The sequence below is a fragment of the Streptomyces sp. GbtcB7 genome (genome assembly GCF_019091445.1).
GTDB lineage: Bacteria > Actinomycetota > Actinomycetes > Streptomycetales > Streptomycetaceae > Streptomyces > Streptomyces mirabilis.
Map to the genome: position 1 here is coordinate 1 of NZ_JAGXJM010000027.1, position 24960 is coordinate 24960.

Sequence of the window (24960 nt, forward strand, 5' to 3'; positions counted from 1 at the left end):
CCGTCACCGGCATGCCCACGCCGACGGTCGAGCCGTCCTCGGGGGAGAGGTGCCCGATGAAGTTATTCGCCGGGGAGGCCGTGGTGATCGTGGCGTTCCCGGTGGCCGAGCGGCCCTTGGCGTCCTTGGCCTCCGCGGCGACCTGATACTTGGTGGCCCGCTCCAGGCGGCCGTTCGGCTTCCAGGACGTGCCGTCGGCGGACAGGGTGCCCGGAACCTCGGCACCGGTCGCGACGGCGGTCATGGTCACCTTGGTGAGCTTGCCGTTGCTGACGGTGACCTTGACGGAGTCGTTGATCCCGACGTCGTAGGCACCTTGCTTGGGCGTGATCTTTATTCGGGCGTCGGAAGCATCGGCGGCCGCCTGATCCACCCGCGCCTGCGGTTTCGGGGGATTACCGGCGTCGTTACCGCTGGTAGCGGCGCTGCTGGTACCGCCGAGGGCCGTGAGTGAGAGCACACCGCCGAGTACACCGACCGCAGCCACCAGCCGGGTGCGTCCTTTACGTGCCGTGATCAAACGCTTCTCCCGTGTCACTGGTCGTTGAATCCCTGGAGCTGGATGCCGAGGGAGTGCAGCTAGCTATAAAACTCTTTATATGGGTTTATCCGTCCTTAAATGAGCAAACTGTGGTGAAGGCCACGCGCCGTTGAGCTCGTCGCCGAGGCCCTGCTCGACTGACGGATGGCGCGTAGTCGATCCGCTCTCGCCGCCCGGAGCCGGTCATGACGGGGGGCGCCCGGTTCAGGCGGAGCGCCCGGCCGATGTTCTGCACGATCTCGACCTGGGAGCCGCGGGTGTCGGCGAAGCAGATGGCCTCCACTCCGCGCTCGCCGGTGATGTCGAAGCCTTCCCCGAGGACCCGCCCGGAGGCGAGGAAGGCCCTGTGTACGCGCTGGCCCGCGGCGTCGATGCCGTTGGCGAACTGCCGAAGCACTTGACATCCTCGGCCTGTCCAAGGTCGAGGCGGGGAAGATGGATATCAGCCCCGAGCGGTTCCGGCTGCGTCAGCTGCTGGACTACCTGGAGGCCGCCTTCCGCCCCCTGAGCTCCCACAAAGGACTGGAGTTCCGGCTCGTCACGGCCCCTGGGGTCCCGTCCGAACTGGTCACCGACGAGTCCCGGCTGCGCCAGGTACTCCGCAACCTGCTCTCCAACGCGGTGAAGTTCACCGAGGCAGGCCATGTCGAGCTGCGGATCGAACCCGTCGACAGGGCCGCCGCCGACCTGCCCGACTCCGTCCGCCGCGGCAGCCCCGCCCTGGCCTTCCGGGTCAGCGACACCGGCATCGGCATGTCGGACCAGCACCTGGAGAACATCTTCGGTGCCTTTCAGCAGGCCGATGGCACCACCAGCCGCAAGTACGGAGGAACCGGCCTGGGCCTGTCCATCTGCCGCGAGATCGCCTACCTGCTCGGCGGCTCCATCCACGCCCAGAGCACCCAAGACGAGGGCAGCTGTTTCACCCTGTACCTGCCGACCGTGCACCCCGCCGTCCAGGACACGGCGGCCCCACCGGCAGCCGCCGCAGCCCCTGCGGCGGCAGGGCCCGGCGCCGGCCACGCGACCGCCGCGGCACCGCACCCGGCAGCCTGGGACGCCACGGCGAAGCCGGCCTCGCCGCGGACACCCACGGCGCGCCACCCGCAGGGCGTCGCGTGCTGGTCGTCGAGGCCAGCCCACGAGGGCCGCTGTCCCTGCTGACCGAGAGTGCCGTCGCTGACCTGCCCGGGGTCCCCACGCCCGTCCGGGTGGACACCGCCGCCGATCCCGGGGAGGCGGCTGCCTCCACGCCTTCACGGCCGTTCTCGGCGTACAGGACGCGCATGCTTGACCGAGCCAGCGTTTGGCCGTCGTCGAGACTTTGTCTCACCTGGCTATGTGCCTCACCTGTCGGTGATCTCGGAGAGCCAGGCCGTGTCTTCCGGGCCCGACGCTTCGGGGCCGGGCTCGGGCAGCCGGCGGACCTCTCCCGTGCGCAGGGCGACCGTGGCCCGTGGCCGCATCGGCCCGTCGCCCCTGCGTGAGAGCAGGACGAGGTCCCAGACTGTCGCCGTCATGGCGTCGAACCGGGTGGCGCAGTCGGCGGTGACGCGCCGCGGATCCCGGGTCCGGCCCAGGGACAGATGTGGGGTGAAGTTCTTGGAGGGCCCACGACAGCGCGGGAACCGCTGCCGCAGTACGCGGTGCAGGTCCGCCCACGGCGCCTTGCCGGCCGCCGTCGGGTCGAGCCACACGGTGAAGTACGCCCTGTGCCGGAAGGTGCGCACCCCGTCCAGTCGGGCGGTGAAGACCGGCGTCTCGGCCGTCGCCGCGGCGAGCAGCGGGGCCGCCCGCTCGAAGTCGGACTCCGGCACGAAGCCGAAGAGCACATTGACGTGCGGCGGCCAGCGGTGGATCTGCGGATCGTAGTCCCGGCGGATGTCCTGGATCGGCGGCCACAGCTCCGCAGGCGGGATCCAGGCCACCGCAGTGCGGGCCGTCGGGGACACGTCGAGGACGCCGGCGGGCTCGCGCCTGCCGGAGCTCGTGTCGAAGCTCAGGTCCGCTTGCGGGTCCCGCACCCGGCCGGCGCCCGACGCGTCAATGCGGTCCACACCCGTGGCCCGGTCCCAGACCACCTCGCCGTCCGCCTCGATGAACACCACCCGGTGCCACGGGATGTCGCCCCAGGGCACGAAGGAAGACAGCGGGATGCGTTTGAGGGCATCCCCGCGCTGGCTGATCCCCAGCACGAACCGGCCCGGGTCGAACCGCGGGTCCCAGCGGACCCGGTGATAGATCTCGTCGCTGGTCCGCATCACGCCTCCTCGCCCGCCTTCACACCTTCTCTTCCTCCAGGGTGCCGCCCACCCTGCCTTCGACGGTTGTTCCGCTCGCACCGCGACGCATCAGGTGCGGTGCGCCTGACGGGGACGGCAAGGAGAGCCGGTGCGCGTGTGCGGTGAGCACCCGCGGCAGCGTGGCCGTACCTCTTCTCGGCGTCCTGTCGGTGCTGGGACCGGCTTGTTCGTCGCGGCCGGTAGCGTGGGCAACGAGACAGAGCCCTGCGAAAGACAAGAGCGGGAAACCATGCGGATGATCTTCAATCCCGCGGAGGAGAACGAGTACCAGGCGGTTTGTGGTCTTCTTGTCCACCGGTTCGAACAGTGGGCCCGGGAGAACGGGATCGACGCCGATCCGTTCGTCGTCGAAGCCGCGCTGGACTACCGCCATCTCGGTACGCCGGACGGCAGGCTGGGACTGTGGGACCAGCCGCACATCGAGGAGTTCCTGCTCGACTGGGTTCCGTGGACGGTGACCGTACTTCCCGACGAGGAGCCCGCCGATGCGCCAGGCACTTTGCGGTGCCTGCTGCGGTATCTGGACGACGTCCATCTTGCCGATCCTCGAGGGGCGTCCCTGCCCGAGGTGCTGGAGGCCGTCGACGCGGCGGCGCCCCGCTACGCGGAGGCGATGGCCGACCGCAGCCTCTGGGGCCTGGCGAAGTTCTGGATCACCACCGCCGCGGAGCAGGGCGTCGACGTCCACGACGAGCAGGCGTTGCAGGACTTCGTGGGGCGGGCACAGGGCGGCGAGGTGCCCTACGACCCGGAGGTGCTTCAGACCATCGTCGAGCGGCACACGCGGAGCTCCGGGCCGGTACGGTCCGAGCCTCAGCTCCCGGTCGCGCTCCCGGGCGACGATGTCCTGCGGGAGCAGGCCGGCCGGTCACCGGTCCTGCGGCAGCTGCGCGAGCTGGCCGAGTGGGCCGGGCGCGACCGCAGAACGCTCACCGGTTCCGGCAGGCTGCGTCTGTCAGATGCCCGGGAACTCGTAGAGCGGCTGAACACCGGAGATGACACGGACTCGGTCCGCTCGTCCGCGGACCTGCCGCGCCTCAACCTCCTTGTGGAGTGGGCGAAGACAGCCAGGCTGATACGAGTCGCCAAGGGGAGGCTGTACGCGGTGGCCAAGGCTGAGCCTGTACTGAACGACCCGCTTGCACTGTGGCGGCGCGCGTTCGACGCGTTCCGCGAGCTGCCCAGCCCAGTGAGGCGCGGGCGCGGCGGCAGGTACGGAGAATCCGTGCTGTTCGTCGAGTACGACATGTGCGACGTCGTCCTGCCCGACGTACTGGCAACCCTCTACAGCCTGCCGTACCCCATGCCCTGGCCCGGGCTGCGGGACAGCGTCCACCTCGCCTACCGCTCGAGTTCCCTGCTCGAGGTCTTCGCCACGGACTCCATCGGGTTCGAACAGGCCGATGACGATCTACGCACCGTGCTGGGTGTTTTGGAGGACCTGGGGGCGCTCGAGTGCCACCAGGGGATGGCCGACCCCGTCTTTGCGGATCTGGCGATGAGCGAGAACGACCTCGAGGGGTGGGCCGGAATACCGACCGAGGGCGATGACGACCTCGAGACGCCGTCCGGCATACTGCCAGGGATGCCGACCGGACTTGCCGGGCTGCTGAACGACGCCCTGCCGGACGAGACCCTGTCGGGTGACGCCCTGTTGAGGGACGCTCAGCTGGATGACGAGGACACCCAGCGGGCCCGGAAACTGAAGTCCGAACTGAGCTCGGGCCCGGTCGAGTTGATCCGTCTCACTGACCTCGGAACGGACTCCGTGCGCCGTCGGCTGCTGGCCGAAGGCCGGGATGCACCCCTGATCGGCGAGCTTGCCCAGGCCTCGCCGGCCGGTTTGCTGGGCGTCCTCGCCGATCACTACGATCCAGAGTCCGCCCGGGCGGAGCTCGCCGCGTGGATCGCCGTCCACGGCGACCGGTCCGCAGCGCTGGAGCAGCTCGTCCACGCGGTGCGGACCATGCCGTTCCGTACCCGGGCCGAGGCCATGCTGGACGTCCTCGTCTCATCGCTCGACGACGGGGAGCTCCTGCTGCGAAGCCTGCGTTCGGATTCCTGGCTGGCTCCCACCGCTCTGAGCCTCCTGGCACGCCGGGAGATTCTCACCCCCGAGGACCTCACGGAGCCGGAAAGCCTGCTCGTGGTCGCTGAGATCCTGTTGCAGCTCTGCGAGGCGACCGGCGCCGACGGGGTGAGGGAAGTACTACGCCAACAAGGTCGCGAGGCCGAAGAGGCCCTCCGGGCGGCTCTGGCCTCCGGTCACCCGGACCGGGAGGGCCTCGCGGACCTTCAGGCCCTCGCCGAGCGTGTGCCCCGGGAGCGTAAGGCCCACGTCGGCCTTGTTCAGCAGCGCGGCCACCGAGAGAACGGCAGACGGGGCGGCAGGCGGCGCCGCTGAGGACTGGGCGCTCCTGGCGCTCAAGGGCGAGGTCGGCGGCAGAGTGACCGCATGACAGGGATACCGGCTGCCTTGATGGACTCCGCCTGTGGGGCTCGTAAAGTCATCGCTGCAGGTAGGTGAACGCGGTGCCGGAGATCGTCAACCCAAATCATGGTTGCCTCAAGCGAGGCTTTCCGCCAAGCCGTGATCATTCCGGCAGCGAAGCCGAAGACAAGCGTGCTCCCGTCGCGTCGGTAGGCTGCCGGGCCGTGAGCGAGTACCAGTACTACGAGTTCCTGGCCGTCGACCGCCCGCTGACCAAGGCCGAGATCGCCCAGGTGAGAGCGCTGTCTACGCGGGCCCGGATCACCTCCACCAGCTTCGTCAACGAATATCACCGGGGTGACTTCCACGGCGATCCCACCAAGCTCGTCGAGCAGCTTTACGACGCCCACCTGTACTACGCGAACTGGGGCAGCCGCCGCCTTCTGCTGCGTATCCCCGCCTCCGTGCTCCCGGCCAAGACCGCGCAGGGCTACGCGCTTCAGGAGACACTCGCGGTGTGGACGCGCGGCGGCCATACCCTGCTGGACTTCTCCCTGAGCGCCGAGGACGGCGGCGAGTGGGATTTCGAGACCTCCTTCAAGCTCGCCTCGTTCGCCGGGCTCCGCGCCGAGCTCGCGGCTGGGGACCTTCGCCCGTTGTACCTGGGCTGGCTGGCCGCCATCGCCGTCTGGGAGCTCGCGGACGATGACGAAGAGGAGTACCAGCGCGAAACGGAGCCATCCGTCCCCGCCGGGCTGGCCGAGCTGACCGGGCCGCAGCGAGCCCTCGCGGACTTCCTGCGCGTCCCGCAGGACCTGCTCGCCGTCGCAGCGTCCAACAGCGCTCCGGCCACCGAGTCGGCGGCCGCCCCGGACAGGCTCGCCGCCTTCATCGCCGGACTTCCGGCGCCCGAGAAGGACACCCTGCTGCTCCAGGCAGCCCTCGGCACAGCTCCCCAGCTCGGCCCTGGACTCCTGGCCCGCTTCCGGCAATCCCTACGCCCCAGCGAGGGCAGCCCCGGGGTACGCCGCAGCGTGGCCCAGCTCCTGGACGCGGCCCACCGCCACCGCACCGTGAGCGCCCATCGGGAACGGGCCGCACGCGGGGCGGCGGAGCAAGCCCGAGTACGGGCAGTCGCCAAGGCTCGCGACGCGCGCCTGGACCACTTGGCCCGAGACCAGGCGACCGCCTGGCGCACCGTCGACGACCTCATCGCCCAGCGCAAACCGGCCGCCTACGACCAGGCCGTCGCGCTGCTCAGCGACCTGCGCGCACTCCACGCACGTCAGGGCAGCGCCGCCGACTTCGACCGCAGATCCGGCGAACTGCGCACCGCCCACCGAGGAAAGCCCTCGCTCATGCGCCGATTCGACGCCCTGGGCTTCCCCAACCCCTGACCGTCCGGCCGGGCGAGCCGAGCCAAGGCGCCTTCATACAGGGGTGTGCGCCAAAGCCACCCACTAGGTCGGGCGGGTTCGGCACGGAGTTGGGGACGGCCAGAGGCGGGCGCGTGCGGCACGTCCAGGCACAGCCCGACCGCAGCGCGGCGATGCCGGCCGTCGATACCACATGGCCCGTCCGGGTGTCAGGCCTGTAAACGCAACGGGAGTTGGGCTGCCGGTCCTCGGTAGGGTCGCGGTATGAGCAGCGCATCCCCTTCGCCTATCCGAGACGTCGACTTCCCGTACGAGCAGTTCCTCGCGACGGTGGGCAGGAAGCCGACGGCGGCGCAGTGTGAACAGTGGGCCGACGAGCATCCCGGGGATCCGGACCAGGGCCGCGCCCTGGTGTACGCCGGATGGCTGACCGCCCGCGGCAAGCAGCACCAGGGCGGAGCGGGACGCCGAACAGGCCGAGCAAGCCCTACGCGAGGAGCTGACCGAGCAGCCCGATGAGGCCGTGGCCGACCTGCAGGTCTTCGACGACATGGTCGACATGCTCGGGGAGATCGGCAGGTCCGAACGGGCCCTTGACTGGTGCCTGGCCGCCCTGGCACCCCCGCAGCGCGGGAGAACGAGGGGACCGGTGGCGGCGAGGCCGCCCGACTGCGCCGCGGGCTGCGCATCAGCCGGGCTCTCCTGCGCCGGGACCTCGGTCTGGAGCCGACCGACGACGACCTGGCCGCCGAATCCGAGACTGACGCCGAACTACGGCAATTCGGCGAAGAGTTGGACCGGGCACTGAGTGGGCTGCCGTCGGGGAGGCCGGTGGAGGTGCCCGAGGACACAGCGGCCTTCGACGGGATCGTGCTGCGCTGGGTACGCGAGGACTTCGCCGCGGTACGCACCCGCTGCCCCGAGTCGACCGACTCCTACGGGGACGACTACATCGCCTACATACAGCGGCTGCAGACCGACGCGCGCACCTACGCGGAGGCCGGCGCCGCCCGGGTGCACATCGTCAGCGCCACCCTGGCCGCGTACGAGGAGTTCGCCGTCCGTGAAGGGCGCGATGCCGACAACCCCGACACCCGCCGCGAGTTCAGCAGGCATGTGGTGCGCGCGCACCCGGACGAGTCGCTGGCCTGGCCCCCGCCGCGGAACGGGCCATGCTGGTGCGACTCCCGCCGAAAATACAAGAAGTGCTGCGGTGCCCCGGCCAGGAACTGATCTCGCAGGGAAGGACCACACAGTGGAGGGTCCGTCGGACCAGGACCTCGACGCCATGATCGCCGAGGCGCTCGTTGACGCCTACGGCGAGGACGAAGAGCTGGTCGGCTTCCATGCCGTGCTCAGCGACCGCGTTGCCGTGCCCTTCACCACCGAAGTGTTGGGAGTCGACGTCATCGTCGAGGAGATCGACCTGCCACCAGGCAGCGGAGTGGTAGCGATCTGCCGCCGCGCACGGATCCTCCAACCCATAGGTCTGCGAGACCTCCCGCTGCCCGACCCTCCGCCCGAGGGCGCCGAATGGATCGAAGCTTTCCGCCACTGGGCCCTGTGAAGCCCTTCGGTGAAAAGTGTCCCGAAGAGGGAGGGATTCGTGCTCCGGAATCAACAGGGCCCTTGACCCTGCCCCTCGACAAGGCCGGAACCAGAGAGCGCCACCCCTGTGAGGGATGTCGACCGGCGTCCAAGCTCAATGCGCTGAGTACTGTCTGCCCTACACCGATAGCTCAAGTACCGCGGTGAGACCCGCATTCCGTGGGCTCTCGGTATCGATCCCCCCTCGGACACAACGTTTACACACACGGATGGTGCTGGCCGACTCTCGGTCGGCACCATCCGTGTTTCGTGCTCCACGGTGAGGTCATGGAGGGGCACCCCGGAAAGGGCGGGTCCAGGTGGTCCCGGCAGTGCCTCGGTCGGCTCGTCGAGGGATGTCTCAGCGCCGCAGGTGCCCCAGCACGGAGCGCACCGCGCGCTCCACGGCGTCGCGCGCCCGCTCGGTATGGTCGATCGTCTCGAAACCATGGTGGCCGAGCGGTACGTCGATCACCTCGACATCGGCGTCGCACTTCTCGGCGGCGGTCAGGAATTCCTCGACCGTCACCGCGATCTCCGCGCGCTCCAGCTCCACCCGGGTCAACACGATCGGCAACCGTCCCGCGGTACGCACCGCGTCCGCCGGGCGGAACCGGGAATCGACGAGCCCCCAGTTCGGCAGCGGTGCGAGTATCGGATAGCTCGCCGCGACGCACCGCAACCACGGCGGGGGCGCCGCGAGCCAGTCCGCCGACAACAGCCCGCCACTGGAGAAACACCACAGCGCCACGCGATCCCCGTCGACGCGCGGATCGGCCCGTACGAGGTCGACCGCTTCGGCTATGTCCTCGGCGGCCCGACCGTAGTCGGCGAGATCGTGCAGTCGATGGTCGAGCGTCACGCCGACGGCCCCCATACCCGCCACGTACTGGCCGTAGCCGACGAAGCCCGGCCAGTCCCGGGGAGTCGGCCGCACATCGGGGTGGACCGGGCCACCGTGGATGAACACCACCGCCGGCCGCGGGCGGTCGGCTTCAGCGAGGTCGTCGGGGAGGTGGAGATCGACCCGTCCCACCCGCTCGCGAGGCCGCTCCGGTACATCCATCAGGAAGGGGCGAAGGTGCGCCGGCTGTTCGTTCACCGCCGCGGCCACCCGGTGCCCTTCTCCCGCGGCGGCCCGCACCAGTGTCTCGGCCACCTCGTCGGGGCAGGAGAGCATCGGCCAGTGCCCGGTGTCGAGTTCGAAGAAGCTCACACCCGGGTCGGTGAGCACCTGGAGGCGGGGATCCCCCATCCCCACCAGGGCCTCGACCATGGCGATGCTCGAACCGTTGGCGGTGCACAGGACGCCGGTCCTCGGCAGCTCGGACTCCGCTTTCGACAGGCGGAGCGGCTGGGTGAGCGTGCCCACCGGCTGCGGTACGGCGTGTGTCGCCAGCCGAGCCAGCACGGCGGGCGAGAGGCCGGCGACGCTGCCCCAGCGCTGCCACTCCTCAAGTGGCGGCGGGGGAATCCGCCAGTCGTCATCGGCCGGCCCGGCCGGGTGCAGCAGCCGGTCGCGGACCGCCTGGTCGGGCACCAGGGCGAGGGCCTGATCGCCGTCCTGAGGCATGCCCGCATCCAGGTGGACGATCCGGGCGATCCGTTCCGGGCGCCGGTCGGCAGCGCCAAGCACCGGATAGATGCCGTAGCAGTGACCGACCAACACCACCTCTGCCGCGTCCGTCCGGTCGATCACCCGCAGCAGGTCGTGGATGTGTGTCTCCAGGTCCGTGTCAGGTCCCGTCGCATGGCCGCGATCACCCATGCCGGTGAGCGTCACCGGATACGCCTGTGCCCCCGAATTCCGCAGCCGAGCGGCCACCGCCTGCCATATCCAGCTGCCGGTGTGGGCGCCCGCCACCAGGATGAATGCCGTCATCGATGTCTCCTCGCACGCCGTGGTCGCAGGGCCGTCCGTACCGGCCGTCCGCGCTCGTGGGTACGGTAGGAACTCCCCCTGAGGGAGGTTCAAGTCGTGCGCCCTGAAAGCACATGGAGCATCGGAGAGCTCGCCGAGCACGCGGGCGTCACCGTCAAGACCGTCCGCTTCTACTCGGACCGCGGTCTGCTGCCCGAAGCCTCCCGCAGCGCAGGCGGCCACCGCAGGTACGGCGCCGAGGCACTCGACCGGCTTCACCTGATCCGCTCCCTGCGCACCCTCGACCTGCCGGTCCCCGAAGTAGGCCGGATCCTCGACCAGGAGGACACCCTGGAGGACGTCGTCGCGGGGCAGCTGCGGCAGATCGGCTCGCGGCTGGCTGCCCTGCGCTGGCAGGAGGCAGCCCTCCAACTGCTCCAGGAGTGTGCCCCCGAGGAACGCGCCGAGCGGCTGCGGCTGATCGGCGCCGTGTCCGTCCCGCCCAGCACGGCCGCGCTGGCACGCTTCTGGCGGCGCTGGCTGCCGCCGCGGCTCCCGGCCCGGCTGGTCTCCGTCATCGTCGAACACGCGGTTCCACAGCTCCCCGAAGGCCCGACGCCGGCCCAGGTGCTGGCCTTCACCCGGCTGCACGCCCTCGTGTCCGCACCCTGCCCCGGCACCGGTCACGGCCAGCCCGCGGCACACGGGCCCGACGGGGGGCGCCCGGCCGTGCTCTACGACGGTCTCGTCGAGGCGTATGCGCTGGCATCGCCGCAACTGCGGGCGCGGCGGCCACCGCACGAGGGTGAGGCACTCGACTGCTTCGTCTCCGCCTACGCCCGCTCACGCGGCACGCGGGACACCCCCGCCTTCCGCCGGGGACTCAGTCGCCTGCTGGCCGCGGATCCCCGTATCGACCGCTACTGGGAACTCACCGCCGAGCTGTCCGGCCCGTCGGAACCGACCGCCGGCGCCGCCCACGACTGGCTCTGCGCCGCGCTGGACACTCAGACCTCCCGGCCGGGCGGACTGAAACCGGGCGCCTTCACCCGGCGGCCGGAGAACAGGGCCTTGCCCGTCCCAGGCAACGGTCGGCACGGGCGCCCTGCGGGGCCCGCCGACCAGGACGCACAATCCACCAACTGAAGGGCGACATCTCACTCGCGGAGGCGTTCGTCGGCGGTGTAGGCGATCTCCACGTTCTTCGCCGCCGCCCACGTCGAGACCCGTCGGCAGCGCGTGGTGGTCAGGTGTGGGGAGAAGTTGTCACAGACGATCGCGATGCGCGTGTCCGCCGGGTGTGGCGAAATGGACTTGGACGTGTTCGCACCGGAGTTCGTCAGGCAGAGCTGGCCCGAGGCAGAGCCGGCCCGACCTGGGGATCGACGAACAGGTACGTCTGCTGGAGTTCTTCCGGCTCCAGAACGACGAAGGGCCCTGCCTGGGCTGCTTCCGCACCGGCACCCCGGTGATCGTCCCCGACCCGACCCGGGAGATCGCTCGCTGGCCACGCTTCGTCACGGCGGCCCGCCGCAGCGGGTTCGGGGCCGTCCAGGCCCTGCCCATGCTCCTGCGGGACGAGACCGTCGGTGCCCTGAACCTCTTCCGTGCGACCCCCGGACCCTTCGACCTGGCCGCCACGCCGCTCGCCCAGGCCCTGGCCGACGTCGCCACCATCAGCCTGCTGCAACAACGTTCCAGCCGGCGCAGCACCGTCCTCAACGAACAACTGCGGACTGTGCTGAACAGCCGCGTGCTGATCGAACAGGCCAAGGGAAAACTCTCCGAACGCCAGAGCATCGACATGGAACAGGCCTTCACCGCCCTGCGCGGCTATGCCCGTTCCCACAACCGGCGCCTGTCCGACGTGGCCCGCGTCTTCATCGACGGCTCCGAACCCCTCCCCGGCCTGGGCGCCTGACCACCCGGGCCCGCTACTGTTCCGCGCGGTCCTCGATCAAACGGCTGTGGAGTTCCGTGGTCATGGCATGGATCGCACGGGTCAGCTCGGTGTTGGTCTTGAGCTCCAACTCCTGCTCGACGAAATCGTGATCGGCCTTGATCTGCTGGAAGGCAGCCTGCCGGTTTTGGCCGATCATGACGAACGCCGACAGGAAGATCGCCTCCAGTGACACCACGAGCGTCAACGTGGGCCAGGGGTTGGCCTCGAAGAACAGCATCCACAACGCGAAAGCGACCGCGTGGGCATAGACGAACGGCATTGAACCGGCGAACTTGGTGATGGCATCGGCGATACGCAGTTGGACGTCCCCGGCACGGCTCTGGTGGTGCGCGACCACCGCGGGGTGGTGTATGGCCTGGTTGTCCTGCTCGCTCATCGCAGCGTGCCTCTCGCAGATAGGAGTGCCCTCGGAGTCAACCGACGGCAACAGTGGCCTCGTGGGCCCCGTCAGCCCGATTGTCGCCCGTGCGGCCGGGACGTCGTCACGATGCCCTCCTGGGATCGTGGGCGTCGGCCGTCACCTGGTCGCGCAGACGTGCACAGGTGCGGGTGATCAGACGGGAGACGTGCATCTGAGAGACACCGAGCTGTAGGCCGATGCGGGCCTGTGTCATCTCGCAGAAGAACCTCATGTACAGGATCTGCCGCTCGCGTTCGGGCAGCGCCCGCAGCAGGGGTCGGAGCGCCTCACGGTCCACGACCCGGTCGAAGCCGGGTTCCATGCCACCGAGGGTGTCGGCCAGAGGGTGGCCCTCGGAGCGGCTGGGTACGGCGTCCAAGGACCGGGCGGTGAAGGGCTCCGGCGCCTCCTGGCCCAGCCGTACCTCTGCCTCGGTCAGCCCGGTGTGCGCGGCGATCTCGTGGACTGCGGGTGTACCTCCGCCCGGCGAAGAGCACAGCTCATGGCCGGCGGAGCGGACCTGGCCGCGCAGCTCCTGTACGCGCCGCGGCACATGCACGACCCAGAGTTCGTCACGGAAGTGCCGCTTCACCTCGCCGAGGATCGTCGGTATGGCAAAGCCCTGGAAGGCGGTGCCGAGACTCGGGTCGAAGCGGGACACCGCCTTGACCAGGCCCAGTTGGGCGACCTGCTTGAGGTCTTCGAAGGTCTCACCGCGATGGCGGAAGCGCCGGGCCAGCCGTACGGCCATCGGCATCCAGGCGCACACCACCTCCTGCCGCAGCGCGGACCTCTCGGGGCCGTCCGGCAGGGCGGCGATACGGCGGAACGCGGCGTCGGTGTCCGGTGCGTCGTCGTAGGGACGTGTGCTTCCCGGGCTCTGCGTGCGTGGGTACGTCATGGGTACGTGCCTCCCTGATCAGTGGCATCACTCACTGTGGGAGCCGGTCGACCGCAGCGCACTGGGGAGCAGCCGAAGCTGCTCCCACGGGCGTGCCTCCGGTCTGAAGCACACCGGACGGCTCCCCGGACAGCTCACTTTCAAACAGGGTTTCCGCCACGCAGGGCTACCTACGGGGCGCGGGCAGAGAACATGCAGGGCGCGGCATGGACTCGGCCGAGAGAACCCGACGGATCGCCCGTACGGAACCTGGCCGCCCGGGCGTCGCCGTCCGGGCACGTGGCCGCCGTCGCCGCTTTCACGACCGCCGCCACGCCGGAGTCGTCCCGACCGGGAGCCGCCGCGCTCCGTAAAAGTCCTCCCTGGTCGACAGCTGCGGGAGCACGGGAGAGACGGGCCGGTGTTTGAGAGCCACGAGACGGGTTACACAGGAGGGGCGTCCGACGGCCGGCCTGGACGAAGGCACCGGAGGGTTGAGCTCGCAGCTCCCGGTGCCGTCCACCGGGCGTGCCCGGTGTCACCGCCGGTCTGCGGCATGAGCACGCCGCAGCGCACGACGCAGCTCCCGCTGCAGCTGCTCCGGGAGCGCCTCGCCCTTCGCCGTGGCGACCAGGGCCGCGGCCACGTCCCTGAGTTTGACGTTGCAGTGCTGCGACACGTCCACCAGCAGATCCCAGGCCCTCGCGCTGGAGCACGGCGTCAGGGCCATCACCATGCCACGCGCCTGGTCGATCACCGCACGGCTCGCCAGCGCCCGCCTCAACTGTGCGGTTATGGCCCGAAGTTCAAGGACTTCGGCTGCCAAAGCCGTATCCCCCGCCGAGGCCACAACCGTCAACAACAACTGATCTTCATGGGGCGTGGTCACCTGGACAACATCGACTGCGTGCATCATGGCCTTCTCCTTCTCGCCAGCTCATCTGCTGGTGGTGAGTCGCGCCTCCGGCTGGGCTGAACCTGTCCCGGAACCCCTGGATGTCGGGAGATGGGGCGGAGGAAGCCGAAGCCCAACAGGGCCATGAGGAGAATGAGAAGCGAGATGAACACGGCGGGCCTTCCCGGGGCGGAACAACGCATCACTGCCGGGGGCCGGGGCCTGTTCGAACAGCGTATCCCTGCCCAGAGGTTGCGGACAGCACCCCACGTCAGCGCCTTCCACCGGAACAGGATGGCCACTTGGCACCTGTTCAGGGAGTGCGGCGAGGGCTAGCGTGCCTGGTGCGGCCCATGACCCCGGCAGCGTCGATCACCTCTCGCACCCCTTCGAGGGCGCACCTCGCGCATCAGTGCCGGAACCTGCCCCGCCACCAACGGGCCGCTCCCGCACTCGCCGTCGCTACGCGATCCCGGCGCAGCCTCGATGCGCCCCGTACGGGCAACGATCTACTGCCCGCCGCGTCGCACGCATCCCACCGCAGGCGGTACGCATGTAGCCCCCGCCGAGGCTCTGTCCACCCCAGCGGCCTCTGCCCAGCACTCGGAACTCACCCGTGTCGACATGACGTTGACAAAGGAAGGTGCCAGGCGTTGACTGACAGCAGGTGTGGGGCTGCATCGCTCCGGATATCTCCGGGCAAGGCCTTCCACCTTCCGCTTCGCCCGGCCCCCGCGGAACGCAGGATCTGTCCCTGTGACCGTGTGGAGGCCCGGCCATGCCGCTCTGGATCCCTTTCCTTCCGCCGGTCTTCGTGATCGTCGGCTTCGTCGGCGTGGGCGCAGCCGTGGCGGCCACCGGTACCACCGCACGTAATCCATGTTCGGGGCCCGATCTCACCCCGCGGGTCTCGTGGGTGCCACCCGGCAGGCACCGACGCTCAATGAACCGACGGGAATTGACGGCAATGAAGCACACCGACCTGCGAACCGAGAGCCAAGGAAGACAGTCATGATCACCGTCGTAGTCATCGCCGTGCTCGTCATTGTCCTGGTCACTCTCCGCTACACCGGACGTGGGCGAGCCCGGGGCAGCGGCGGGCGCGGGCTGAAGCGGCGGTTCGGGCCCGAGTACGAGCGTGCCGTCGCCCTTCAAAACGGTGATGTCCGGGCTGCGGAGCGGGAACTCGGCGAGCGCGTGCGGCGCCACGGCTCCCTCCAGGAACAGCCGCTGTCGCCCGAGGTCCGCGAGCAGTACGTGGCCAGGTGGGACGCAGTCCAGGAGCGGTTCGTCGACTCACCGCAGAAGGCCGTCACCGAGGCGGACGCGCTGTTGGCGCGCTTGGCAAGGGATCGTGGTTTCCCGGACGGCGAGCGGTTCGAGGAGCAACTGGCTGCCCTCTCCGTCCACCACGCCGACTTCGTTCAGGGCTACCGCGGCATGCACGCGGCAGCCCGCGACCAGAGCGGCACCGAGGAAATGCGGGAGGCCATGGTCGAAGCCCGAAGCCTCTTCGAGGCACTTGTCGCCGAACGGCAGGTCGACGCGGCCCGGCGCCGCCCGCCGTCCCCCGACGGCCAGGGCCACGCGCCGTGGCCACTGACGACCCGCCGTCATGCGAAGGGAGGCAGCACCTGATGTCGCACAAGGCCGAACACGCACCGCGGGAGCCCGGAATCAGCGCCGACCGCCCCGATCACCCGCCAGGCGCGGAACTGGTAGGCGCTGCTCGCGTATGACTGGGGCGTGAACTCTTATGAGTGACTCGTCGAAGCCACTCGAAGCCACTCGAAACCAGTCGAAGCAACTTGAAGCCCCACGTAGCCTCATGTATCCACTGCCCGTGCGACACGCATCCGCTTTCCGCCATGCCGTTCGCATCCATCGTCGAAGAGGCGCAGCCCAAGACCCCGGCCGCACTGTCGTCACCGAGGTCAAGGACCGCCCATGACTTTCCAGTCCCTCCGTTCCCCGTCCGCCGCCGCGCCGGAAAGCACCCTGCCGCCCCCGGAGTACGACGGGACGGCACCCTTCCCGCGAGACGGAACGGCCCCCGAGCGCACCGGTAGCGAGCGGCTGTCCCTGGCGATCACGGCATTGATCGTCTTTCTGCCGTTCCTGGCTCTCGGCCTGGCCGGCTGGTTGCTGTGGGGGCGCCTGATCCGACCCGTCGATGTCCTGCTCGCCGTGGTGCTCTACACGGTCACGGGCCTCGGCGTCACGGTCGGCTTCCACCGGGGCCTGACCCACAACAGCTACCGAGCCGTACGGCCGCTGCGCATCGCGCTCGCGGTGGCCGGGTCGATGAGCTTCCAGGGCGACGTGATCGGCTGGGTCGCCATCCACCGTCGCCACCACGCCTTCACCGACCGGCCGGGTGATCCGCACTCTCCGTACCGCTACGGCACGTCTGTGCACGGCCAGTTGCGGGGTCTGGTGGACGCCCATGTCGGCTGGCTGTTCCGCAACGCCCCCACGTCCACGGCGCGTTACGCTCCCGATCTGGTCGCCGACCGCGACATCCGGGCCGTGTCCCGGGCCTTCCCGGCCCTGTGCGTGCTCACTGTCGCCCTGCCCTTCGTCGCGGGCCGGCTGATCGGCGGCACCTGGACGTCTGCCCTGACCGCCCTGCTGTGGGCGGGACTTGTCCGCATCGCCCTGCTCCACCATGTCACCTGGAGCGTGAACTCCCTCTGCCATGTGATCGGCGAGCGTCCGTTCCGCACCCGTCGCCACGACCGCGCCACCAACCTGTGGCCCCTGGCTCTGCTCTCCTTCGGCGAGAGCTGGCACAACCTCCACCACGCCGACCCCACCAGCGCCCGGCACGGCGTCGACCGCGGCCAGCTCGACCCGTCCGCCGCCGTCATCCGCCTCTTCGAACGCCTCGGCTGGGTCAGGGACGTGCGCTGGCCGACCCCGGACCGTATCGCCGCCCGCCGCGCGTGAACCCGATCGACCGCGTCCCCTTCAGGAGTTCTCATGACACTCGCGCCCCCGCCCCCGCTCTCCTCATCGTCGGCCGTGCGCCTGCGCCTGGTGGCCCAGCCGGCACAGGGCCACATGCCCCGGCGCATCGACGGCGCTTGGTGGCCCCGTTCGCCCGACCTGACGTCCGAACTTCCCTGGCTGCTGGCTGGACTGCCGCAGTCCTGGGGGCAGGTCAGCAGCGTTCTGGTGGACGGGGCCGTATGGTCCCCGTTCCCGGCGCGGCTGCTCGTCGCGGACCAGGTGGTACGCCTGAGTCGCACGCACACCCAGCAGCGCACCCCGTCCACCGTCTGCCTGCTGGCGCCCGGCCGCGGCCGGTGGGACCTGCTGGTGATCCCGCCCACGGCCACGGAGGCGGAGGCCATGCGGCTCATGGGCAGTGTGGACACCGTCGTGAAGGACAGCGTGGGGTTGGGAACCGCTGTCCGTTGACGGCGTCTGTCGGACCAGCCCCGGGCGGCGATGAGCAGCCCGCCGGTCGGCGTGAGGGCGGCCATGCGGAACATGTGTCCACCGTGGTGAGACGCCGGTGAAACAACCAGGTCGCGGTTGTCCAGGGTGCGCGGCTCCCAGGTGAAGCGCGCCCCCCTTCACCCCCGCGACAAGGCGCCGCGGAGCCCTAGCCTCGACATATGGACCCGCGACATACGGACCCGCGACATATGGGCACAGACAAGGACCCCGTCGCCGAGAACGCGCTGGGAGGATTCCTCCGCGCACGGCGTGCCCAACTGCGCCCCGAAGCCACGGGGCTCCCCACGTCCGGCCGCCGCAGGGTGCCCGGTCTGCGCCGCGAAGAGGTCGCCACGCTCGCGGGCGTGAGCACCGACTACTACATGCGCCTGGAACAGGGCCGCGAACGGCACCCGTCCCAGCAGGTACTCGAAGCCGTCGCGCGAGCCCTGCGACTGGACGACGAAGCGGTGGCCCACCTGTACCGCGTGGCCACCCCGACCGCCCGCCGTACGCGCCGTGCGCCCCGCGTCGAACGCGTCGCCCCGCACCTGCGGCGACTCCTCGACACCTGGAGCGACACGCCCGCCTTCGTCCTGGGCCACGCCCTGGACGTCCTCGCCCGCAACCGGCTCGCGGGCGCCCTGTACGCCGGCTTCACCCACCCCGACAACCTGCTGCGCATGACGTTCCTGGACCCCGCCGCGCACCACTTCTACCGTGACTGGGACCGGGCCGCCGAATCGAGTGTGGCCACCCTGCGCCGGGCGGCCGGCATCGACCCCGAGGACCCGCGGTTGCGGGAGCTCGTCGGTGAACTGTCCATGAAGAGCGCCGACTTCCGCGTTCTGTGGGCCCGCCACGACGTACGCGGCAAGACCCGCGAGGCCAAGCTCTTCCACCACGCTCAGGTCGGCGACCTGGAACTGCACTACGAGGCGTTCACCGTCAACAGCGCCCCTACCCAACAGCTCATCGTCTACCAGGCCGAACCGGGTAGCACGTCCGCCGACGCCCTCGCCCTGCTCGGCTCGCTGAGCGCCGGCCCCGTGCCCGCGCAGGACACCACGATGGGCACCGACTGAGACCGCGTACGACCCGGCCCGGTGTTTCCTGGGTGTGCCAGGGCCAGGATCACGACTCCCCACCCGGGCGGACGCGAAGGAGAATGACGCCATGACCCGGATCATGACGAGGTGGGGTTCATGAGCGACGGCACTCCTCTGGGAGAGTTCCTCAGAGCACGGCGTGAAGCACTCAAGCCGCAGGACGTGGGGCTGCCGGAGCACGGCCGCAGGCGGGTACCAGGGTTGCGCCGCGAGGAGGTCGCCATGCTCGCGGGTGTGAGCTCCGACTACTACATGCGCCTGGAACAGGGGCGCGAGACCAGCCCGTCGCCGCAGGTCATCGACGCGGTCGCCGCCGCCCTCCACCTCGACGACGAGGCACTCGACCACCTGCGCAGACTCACCAGGGCACCTCAGGAGCGCCGTAGCACTTCCGTCGGTCACGACAGGATCAGCCCGCAGCTCCTCCAACTGCTCGACAACTGGCCCGACACCCCCGCCTTCGTTCTGGGGCCTGCCCTGGACGTCCTGGCGCACAACGTGCTCGCCGCGGCCCTGCACAGCGGATTCCAGCGGTTCGACAACCTGGCCCGCATGGTCTTCCTCGACCCGGCCGGGCGCAGTTTCTACCAGGACTGGGAGAGGGCCGCGAACTCCTGCGTCGCAGAAATCCGCGCGGCCTACGGATACGACCCCGACTCCCCGCGGATCGCCGAGGTCGTCGACACGCTCGGCTCGAAGAGCCCGGAATTCGCCGAGCTGTGGGCACGGCACGAGGTGAAGGGCAAGACCCAGCAGGCGAAGAACCTCACGCATCCCGAGGTCGGTGCTCTGGAGATCCAGTTCTCGGCATTCACGGTCAACGGTGCTCCGCATCAGCAACTGGTCGTCTACCAGGCCGAGCCCGCCTCTGCCACCGCGGCTGCCTTCGCGGAACTCCGTTCCCGGGCCGCCCGTCCGGCGCCCGGGCACGACGCGGCCTCGATGCCTGCGTGAGCCCATGACACCGTCCCGTTCCCACCGCTCGGAGGGGACGGGACAACCGAACGGCTCAGGTCCGGCCGGCCGTGGGACGGACGATGATCTCGCCGACGTCGACACCGGCAGGCTGGTCCATGGCGAACGCGATCGCCGCCGCGACGGACGAGGCCGGGATGGCGACGCTGCGGTAGGTACGCATCCTCTCGCGGCCCTCGGGGTCGGAGATGGACTCGGCGAGTTCCGACTCGGTCACGCCCGGGGAGACGGTGGTGACGCGGATGTCGCCGCCGACCTCTTGCCGCAGGCCTTCCGAGATGGCCCATACGGCGTGCTTGGTGGCGTTGTAGACGGCTGCGGTCGGGGAGACCTGGTGGGCGCCGATCGAGGCGACGTTGACGAAGTGCCCATGGTGCTGGGTCCGCATGACCGGCAGAGCGGCCGCGATGCCGTGCAGGACGCCGCGGATGTTCACGTCGATCATGCGGTTCCACTCGTCGAGCCGGAGGGCCTCCAGTTTGGACAGGGGCATCACACCCGCGTTGTTGACCATGACGTCGACGCGGCCGTGCCGGCTGTAGGCGGCGTAGACGAAGGCCCGTACCTGTTCGGCATCGGTCACATCCAGGGCGTGGTACTCGGCGCTGCCGCCGGCCGCGTGAATGTCCTCGGTGATTTCCTTGAGCCGTTCGGTGCGGCGGGCGCCGAGCACGACATGGTGGCCTCGTTCGGCGAGCAGCTTGGCGGTCGCCGCGCCGATGCCGCTGCTGGCGCCGGTGACCAGTACGACTTTCCGGCTGGTGGACATGGTCATGGCCGAGACTCGCGGTAGAGCACCAGGTGCTCGTGGAAGAGAACGCCGTCGCGGACGTCGCCGGTCGCGGTGAAGCCGGTGTCGTCGACGTAGTCGAGGTGGTTGCCGGTGACGGTGTAGCTGCCGGTGTAGGCGCTCCGGCGGTTGCCGCGGGCCTCGTCGTAGCGGCCGTTCGGCAGCAGTTCCTGGCGGATGAAGCCGTCCGCGGTCACCCACATCCCGACGTACGGGTGTGGGTCGCGGGGCGTGTCGTTGCTGGTCATGGCTCTACGGTCCGCCCGGCGGCCGGTGACAACCAGGCCGCCGTCTCCCCAGGTGAGGGCTTCCTGGGTGCCGCACACCCAGTATCGCGAGCGGCTGAGTCCTTCGTGCGGGGCGGCAGCGGCGTGTGCCGTCCGAGACCGCCGCATGCCCCCTCCGTCGCACACGGCGGGACGGATGGTGGGTGCCCGACACCTGGGGACACGGCGGCCTGGTTCCGACTCCGCCGCGCGACGAACCTGGTGGTCAGGCAGCCGCGGTAGGTAGCTGCCGGACATCCGCCTCGGACCTGCACCAGCGCTCGCTTCGCGCATCGGGCAGACCGATGAGCCGACTCCACCGAGGAGCACGCAATGAGCATCACAGACACCGACACCGACACCGACACCGACAGTGGCGCAGGCACAGGCACAGGCACAGGCACCGGCACCGTGAGCTGGAACCCCGAGGCCCTCGACGAGATCCTCTCGAACGACGAGGGGCGTCCCGTCCTGTTCACCAACGCCCGCATCCTGACGATGGACCCGCTGATCGGGACCATGACCGGCGCCGACCTGCTGTTCGTCGGCTCCCTGGTCGTGGGGGTCGGCCCCGCCATCGTCACCGCGGCACAGGACGACAACGCCATCGTCGTCGACTGCGCCGGCATGACCATCGCCCCCGCGGTCGTGGACACCGTCGCGCTGGCCGGCGGCCGCGGCCACCGCTCGGAGTACGTCGCGACGCTGACCCCGGGCAACACCCCCGACTTCCTGGTGTTGCCCGACGAACTCGCCGCCGACGTGCCGAGCGCGGTGGCCACACTCATGACCCGGCCGGAGCAGGTCCGCGCACTCGTCGCGGCCGGTCGGCCCGTCCTGTGGGCCGGCACCGACGCCCCCGGCCGGGCCACCGCCCCCGAGGCGGGCATCCCGGCCTCCGCCGACCTGACCGGCAGCCCGCGCGTCGGCGTCTGGATCGACAAGAACGACTTCCTGCACCAGGAGCTGACCGCCGACGGCCGCTACGACGAGACCCGGGGCGGCCGCCCGCACGCCTACCAGGGCCGCTACTGGATCGACGGCGACCGCATCGACTACCTGGACGACCTCGGCTTCTGGGCCTACGGGGAGTTCCAGGGCGACGAACTCCACCACGCGGGCTACGTCATGAAGCTCGGCTGACCTTCCCCGCCCCCACGCTCATCCCCGCCCTCTCCGTCGTACCGAAAGAAGGCCCCTCATGAACCTCAGCGACACCACCAGCGCCGCCGTGCTCGAAGAACTCCGGCGTCGGCCCGCCGACCGGCGGCGCATCCTGTTCACCGGCGCGACCATCGTCACCATGGACCCCGACCTCGGCGTCATCGACCGCGGCGACCTCCTCGTCGAGGGTGACGCCATCGCCGCGATCGGGGCGAACCTGACCGCTGACGGTGCGGTGGTCGTCGACGCCACCGGCACGATCCTCACCCCCGGCTTCGTCGACACCCACCGGCACGCCTGGGAGGCCCAGCTGCGCCGGATCATGCCGGACGTCGACGACCTGGGCGGCTACGTCATGGCCACCCTGGCCGGCTACGCCACGGTCTACCGGCCCGAGGACATGTACATCGGCACCCGGCTGGCCGCCCTGACCGCGATCGACAGCGGCATCACGACCATGCTCGACTTCTCCCACAACTCCCGCACCCGCGAGCACTCCGACGCCGCGATCGGGGCCCTCCGCGACACCGGCATCCGAGGCGTGCACGCCTCCATGGGCCCGCACTTCGGTGAGTGGGACCGGCAGTGGCCCGGCGACCTGACCCGTATCAAGGACCAGTACTTCAGCAGCGACGACCAGTTGCTCACGCTGCGCCTGGCGACCCTGGCCACCGACGAGATCGCCGGACCGACGCTCGCCTACGGTCCCGAACTCGCGCGTGTGGCAAAGGACTTGGGTATCGGAGTGAGCGTGGACGCCGTCTTCGGCACGTCCTCCTCCGAAGCGGTCCTGCGCTGGGCCAAGGACGGCGTTCTCGGCCCCGACGTCACCCTCATCCACTCCACCGGACTGACCTCCAAGGCGTGGAAGGCGATGGGGGAGACCGGCACCACCGTGGCGCTCGCCCCCACGTCCGACGCGCAGATCGGCCTCGAGACGGCGATCCCCGCCATCGACGAGGCCCTGTCCGTCGGCATCCGCCCCGGCCTGAGCATCGACGTCGAAGTCGCCCTCGCCAGCGACATGTTCACGCAGATGCGGGCCCTGCACGCCATCCAGCGGATGCGCGCGGTCAACGCCGTCTATGGCACTGACCAGCAGCCCTCCCGCATCACCACCCACGACGTCCTCGACTTCGCCACCCTCCAGGGCGCCCGTACCAACGGCCTGGCCGGCATCACCGGTTCACTCACCCCGGGCAAGAAGGCCGACCTGCTGGTCGTCCAGGCCGAGGACCTCAACAACATGCCTCTCAACGACCCCATCGGCACCCTCGTGCTGGGCTCCGACGCCCGCAACATCACCGCCGTCCTCATCAACGGCGAGCCCCGCAAGTGGGACGGACAGGTCCTCGACGTCAACCTGGCCGCCCTGCGCAGCGAGGTGCACGCCTCGCGCGAGTACGTGCTGAACACCCCGGCCGCCTGAGCAACCCCCAACAACCTGGGAATCCCCCGCCACCAGCCCCCTCCCCGCCATCGTCCCCCGGCCGTCCCTCCCACGGCCGGGGGCACCCACCCGACCCCGGTGGTGCCATCGGCCGATCGCGCCGCGCACAAACCCGCGGGGCGGCGACCAGACGCCCCCTTCTGGAGTTCCCATGTCCCATCCCACTCCCATCACGTCCCCCCATCTCACTCCCACCACGTCCTCCCATCCCACTTCCACCACGTCCCCCGGGCCCGCAGCAACCGCGCCCAACACCCCGGACCAGCCGTCCTCCTGGGCGCCCGCCGCCCCGACCATCGCCCTGCTGACCGCACTCGGCGTCCTGATGGTCGGCCAGATGTACACCGTCCTGGCCCTGCTGCACCCCATGGCCACCGCGCTCGGCACCGCACCGGAGCAGGTCACCTGGACGGCGACGGCGTTCGGCTTCGCCTACGCCGCCGGATTTCTGCTCGCCGGTCCGCTGTCGGACCGCTACGGCTCGCGCGCCGTGATCACGACCGGGCTCGTGGCCGCAACGGCAGCCACCCTGGCGGTCAGCGCCGCCCCCGACCTCCCCACGGCCATCGTCCTGCGCAGCCTGCAGGGACTCACCGCCGCGACCTTCGCGCCCTCCGCGCTTTCCTACGTCGTCCACCACATCGCGCCACGACGCCGCGGCACCGCCCTGACCTGCATCACCAGTGGCATGTTCGCCGCCGCCGTGCTCCTGCAGATCGGCGCCCAGGCCGTCGCGGCCGGGCTCGGCTGGCGCGCGGTCTTCTGGCTCAGCGCCGCCCTCATGGCCCTGAGCCTGATCCCGGTACGCCGCGTCCTGCGGCCCACCCTCCGCCACGGCACCGGCGGCGGGCTGAGCCAGGCGTTCGCGGCGATGCCCCGACTGCTGGGCCGGCCGCGCATGGTCGCCCTCTACCTGTCGACCGTGGTCCTGATGTCCTCCTTCGTCGCCATCTACACGGCCGTGGCCATCGCCGGGCCGTCCGGCATCGCCGGGAACTCCTCCGCGATCCTCGCCCTGCGGGCCAGCGCGCTGCCCGCCCTCGTCGCCATCCCCGTACTCGCCCGCGTGCTCCAGCGCCTGGCCGCACCCCTGCGCGCGGTCCTCGCGTTCGCGCTGGCCGCCCTCACCGTCGCGGCCGGCTCCTTCCTCGGTGGTCACACCGTGCCGCTGGCCCTCGCGCTGCTCCTGTTCGTGGCAGCCGTCGCGGCAGCGGCACCCGCCGTCGTCGAGACCATCAACGCCACCGCCCCGCACGCTCGCGGCGCGGCCGTCGCCCTCTACGGATGCAGCATGTTCATCGGCGCCAGCCTGGGCCCGCAGCTCACCGGAGCTCTGACCGGCCTCGGCTTCGGCGGCATCCTGCGCGTCGTCGCCGCCGCACTCGTCCTGGGCGTCCTTCTGGCCCTGCCGGCCCTCCGCCACCACCGCACCCGATGACCCGGAGCCGGACCGCCGGCCCACCCCCGATCCCGCACAGTAAGGCCGCCGCCTGGGCATCGCCGCCCCCCCCGGTGCCCCCTTCGC

Annotated in this window: 21 protein-coding genes and 4 pseudogenes; 15 read left to right on the forward strand and 10 right to left on the reverse strand. The window is 70.3% G+C overall.

Annotated features, from left to right (window positions below; all coding sequences use genetic code 11):
- A partial coding sequence (locus KVT44_RS36190) for an Ig-like domain-containing protein (RefSeq protein ID WP_254650391.1) occupies positions 1-520 on the reverse strand: 520 nt, incomplete at its 3' end.
- A 220-nt stretch (positions 521-740) separates the two neighbouring features.
- Positions 741-941, reverse strand: a pseudogene (locus KVT44_RS36195) (hypothetical protein); the annotation flags it as partial.
- Here KVT44_RS36195 and KVT44_RS36200 point away from each other — a divergent pair.
- Positions 941-1492 (forward strand): annotated as a pseudogene (locus tag KVT44_RS36200) (sensor histidine kinase); the annotation flags it as partial. The pseudogenes KVT44_RS36195 and KVT44_RS36200 sit on opposite strands and share 1 nt — an antisense overlap.
- Positions 1493-1965: 473 nt before the next feature.
- Here KVT44_RS36200 and KVT44_RS36205 read toward each other — a convergent pair.
- Positions 1966-2802, reverse strand: a pseudogene (locus KVT44_RS36205) (RNA repair domain-containing protein); the annotation flags it as partial.
- Between the two features lie 277 nt (positions 2803-3079).
- On the opposite strand from KVT44_RS36205, the gene KVT44_RS36210 reads away from it, so the two are divergent.
- From KVT44_RS36210 to KVT44_RS36225, 4 genes are all read left to right on the forward strand, one after another.
- Positions 3080-5248, forward strand: a complete 2169-nt coding sequence (locus tag KVT44_RS36210) for a hypothetical protein (protein WP_254650392.1) — start codon at positions 3080-3082, stop codon at positions 5246-5248.
- 251 nt (positions 5249-5499) lie between these two features.
- Positions 5500-6672, forward strand: a complete 1173-nt coding sequence (locus tag KVT44_RS36215; protein WP_217571652.1) for a hypothetical protein — start codon at positions 5500-5502, stop codon at positions 6670-6672.
- A 579-nt stretch (positions 6673-7251) separates the two neighbouring features.
- Positions 7252-7884: an SEC-C metal-binding domain-containing protein gene (locus KVT44_RS36220; protein WP_217571654.1), complete on the forward strand. Its 633-nt coding sequence runs from the start codon at positions 7252-7254 to the stop codon at positions 7882-7884.
- Between the two features lie 22 nt (positions 7885-7906).
- On the forward strand, positions 7907-8218 hold the full coding sequence (locus KVT44_RS36225) for a hypothetical protein (RefSeq protein ID WP_308314201.1): 312 nt from the start codon (positions 7907-7909) through the stop codon (positions 8216-8218).
- 381 nt (positions 8219-8599) lie between these two features.
- Here KVT44_RS36225 and KVT44_RS36230 read toward each other — a convergent pair whose 3' ends face one another.
- Positions 8600-10120 carry an alpha/beta hydrolase gene (locus tag KVT44_RS36230; protein WP_217571655.1) on the reverse strand — a complete coding sequence of 507 codons (1521 nt, stop codon included), beginning with the start codon at positions 10118-10120 and terminating at the stop codon, positions 8600-8602.
- 96 nt (positions 10121-10216) lie between these two features.
- On the opposite strand from KVT44_RS36230, the gene KVT44_RS36235 reads away from it, so the two are divergent.
- On the forward strand, positions 10217-11245 hold the full coding sequence (locus KVT44_RS36235; protein WP_217571657.1) for a MerR family transcriptional regulator: 1029 nt from the start codon (positions 10217-10219) through the stop codon (positions 11243-11245).
- A gap of 19 nt (positions 11246-11264) precedes the next feature.
- On the opposite strand, the pseudogene KVT44_RS60675 reads toward KVT44_RS36235, so the two are convergent.
- Positions 11265-11406, reverse strand: a pseudogene (locus KVT44_RS60675) (IS630 family transposase); the annotation flags it as partial.
- Between KVT44_RS60675 and KVT44_RS36240 the strand changes: the two are divergent.
- The gene (locus KVT44_RS36240) at positions 11400-12020 is read left to right on the forward strand and encodes a GAF and ANTAR domain-containing protein (RefSeq protein ID WP_308314202.1); all 621 of its coding nucleotides are present in this window, start codon (positions 11400-11402) and stop codon (positions 12018-12020) included. The pseudogene KVT44_RS60675 and the gene KVT44_RS36240 sit on opposite strands and share 7 nt — an antisense overlap.
- A gap of 13 nt (positions 12021-12033) precedes the next feature.
- Here KVT44_RS36240 and KVT44_RS36245 read toward each other — a convergent pair whose 3' ends face one another.
- The 3 genes from KVT44_RS36245 to KVT44_RS36255 all read right to left on the reverse strand — a co-directional run bounded on the left by KVT44_RS36245 (position 12034) and on the right by KVT44_RS36255 (position 14258).
- A complete protein-coding gene (locus KVT44_RS36245) occupies positions 12034-12438 on the reverse strand; it encodes a DUF1003 domain-containing protein (RefSeq protein WP_099944334.1) in 405 nt (134 codons plus the stop codon).
- Positions 12439-12544: 106 nt separating this feature from the next.
- A complete protein-coding gene (locus KVT44_RS36250; protein ID WP_217571661.1) occupies positions 12545-13363 on the reverse strand; it encodes a SigB/SigF/SigG family RNA polymerase sigma factor in 819 nt (272 codons plus the stop codon).
- Positions 13364-13880: 517 nt separating this feature from the next.
- A complete protein-coding gene (locus tag KVT44_RS36255; protein ID WP_254650393.1) occupies positions 13881-14258 on the reverse strand; it encodes an ANTAR domain-containing protein in 378 nt (125 codons plus the stop codon).
- A gap of 990 nt (positions 14259-15248) precedes the next feature.
- Between KVT44_RS36255 and KVT44_RS36260 the strand changes: the two genes are divergently transcribed.
- The 5 genes from KVT44_RS36260 (at position 15249) to KVT44_RS36280 (ending at position 19744) form a co-directional block, all read left to right on the forward strand.
- Positions 15249-15875 (forward strand): hypothetical protein, encoded by a 627-nt coding sequence (locus KVT44_RS36260; protein ID WP_217571663.1) that lies wholly within the window; start codon positions 15249-15251, stop codon positions 15873-15875.
- Positions 15876-16184: 309 nt separating this feature from the next.
- A complete protein-coding gene (locus tag KVT44_RS36265; protein WP_217571665.1) occupies positions 16185-17186 on the forward strand; it encodes an acyl-CoA desaturase in 1002 nt (333 codons plus the stop codon).
- Positions 17187-17219: 33 nt separating this feature from the next.
- The gene (locus KVT44_RS36270) at positions 17220-17660 is read left to right on the forward strand and encodes a DUF5994 family protein (RefSeq protein ID WP_217571667.1); all 441 of its coding nucleotides are present in this window, start codon (positions 17220-17222) and stop codon (positions 17658-17660) included.
- A gap of 230 nt (positions 17661-17890) precedes the next feature.
- Entirely contained in the window at positions 17891-18766 is an 876-nt protein-coding gene (locus KVT44_RS36275; protein WP_217571669.1) for a helix-turn-helix transcriptional regulator, read from the forward strand.
- 120 nt (positions 18767-18886) lie between these two features.
- A complete protein-coding gene (locus KVT44_RS36280; RefSeq protein ID WP_217571671.1) occupies positions 18887-19744 on the forward strand; it encodes a helix-turn-helix transcriptional regulator in 858 nt (285 codons plus the stop codon).
- 55 nt (positions 19745-19799) lie between these two features.
- Here KVT44_RS36280 and KVT44_RS36285 read toward each other — a convergent pair whose 3' ends face one another.
- Together KVT44_RS36285 and KVT44_RS36290 are read right to left on the reverse strand one after the other, a co-directional pair.
- On the reverse strand, positions 19800-20534 hold the full coding sequence (locus KVT44_RS36285; RefSeq protein WP_217571834.1) for an SDR family oxidoreductase: 735 nt from the start codon (positions 20532-20534) through the stop codon (positions 19800-19802).
- Positions 20535-20536: 2 nt separating this feature from the next.
- Entirely contained in the window at positions 20537-20803 is a 267-nt protein-coding gene (locus KVT44_RS36290) for an Atu4866 domain-containing protein (RefSeq protein ID WP_054230195.1), read from the reverse strand.
- A gap of 351 nt (positions 20804-21154) precedes the next feature.
- On the opposite strand from KVT44_RS36290, the gene KVT44_RS36295 reads away from it, so the two are divergent.
- The 3 genes from KVT44_RS36295 (at position 21155) to KVT44_RS36305 (ending at position 24873) form a co-directional block, all read left to right on the forward strand.
- Positions 21155-21964 carry an Atu4866 domain-containing protein gene (locus KVT44_RS36295; protein WP_254650394.1) on the forward strand — a complete coding sequence of 270 codons (810 nt, stop codon included), beginning with the start codon at positions 21155-21157 and terminating at the stop codon, positions 21962-21964.
- A 58-nt stretch (positions 21965-22022) separates the two neighbouring features.
- Positions 22023-23414, forward strand: coding sequence for an amidohydrolase family protein (locus KVT44_RS36300; protein WP_217571673.1), 1392 nt, complete (start codon positions 22023-22025; stop codon positions 23412-23414).
- Between the two features lie 172 nt (positions 23415-23586).
- Complete coding sequence (locus KVT44_RS36305; RefSeq protein WP_217571674.1) at positions 23587-24873, forward strand: MFS transporter; 1287 nt, start codon at positions 23587-23589, stop codon at positions 24871-24873.
- Positions 24874-24960 lie beyond the last annotated feature (87 nt).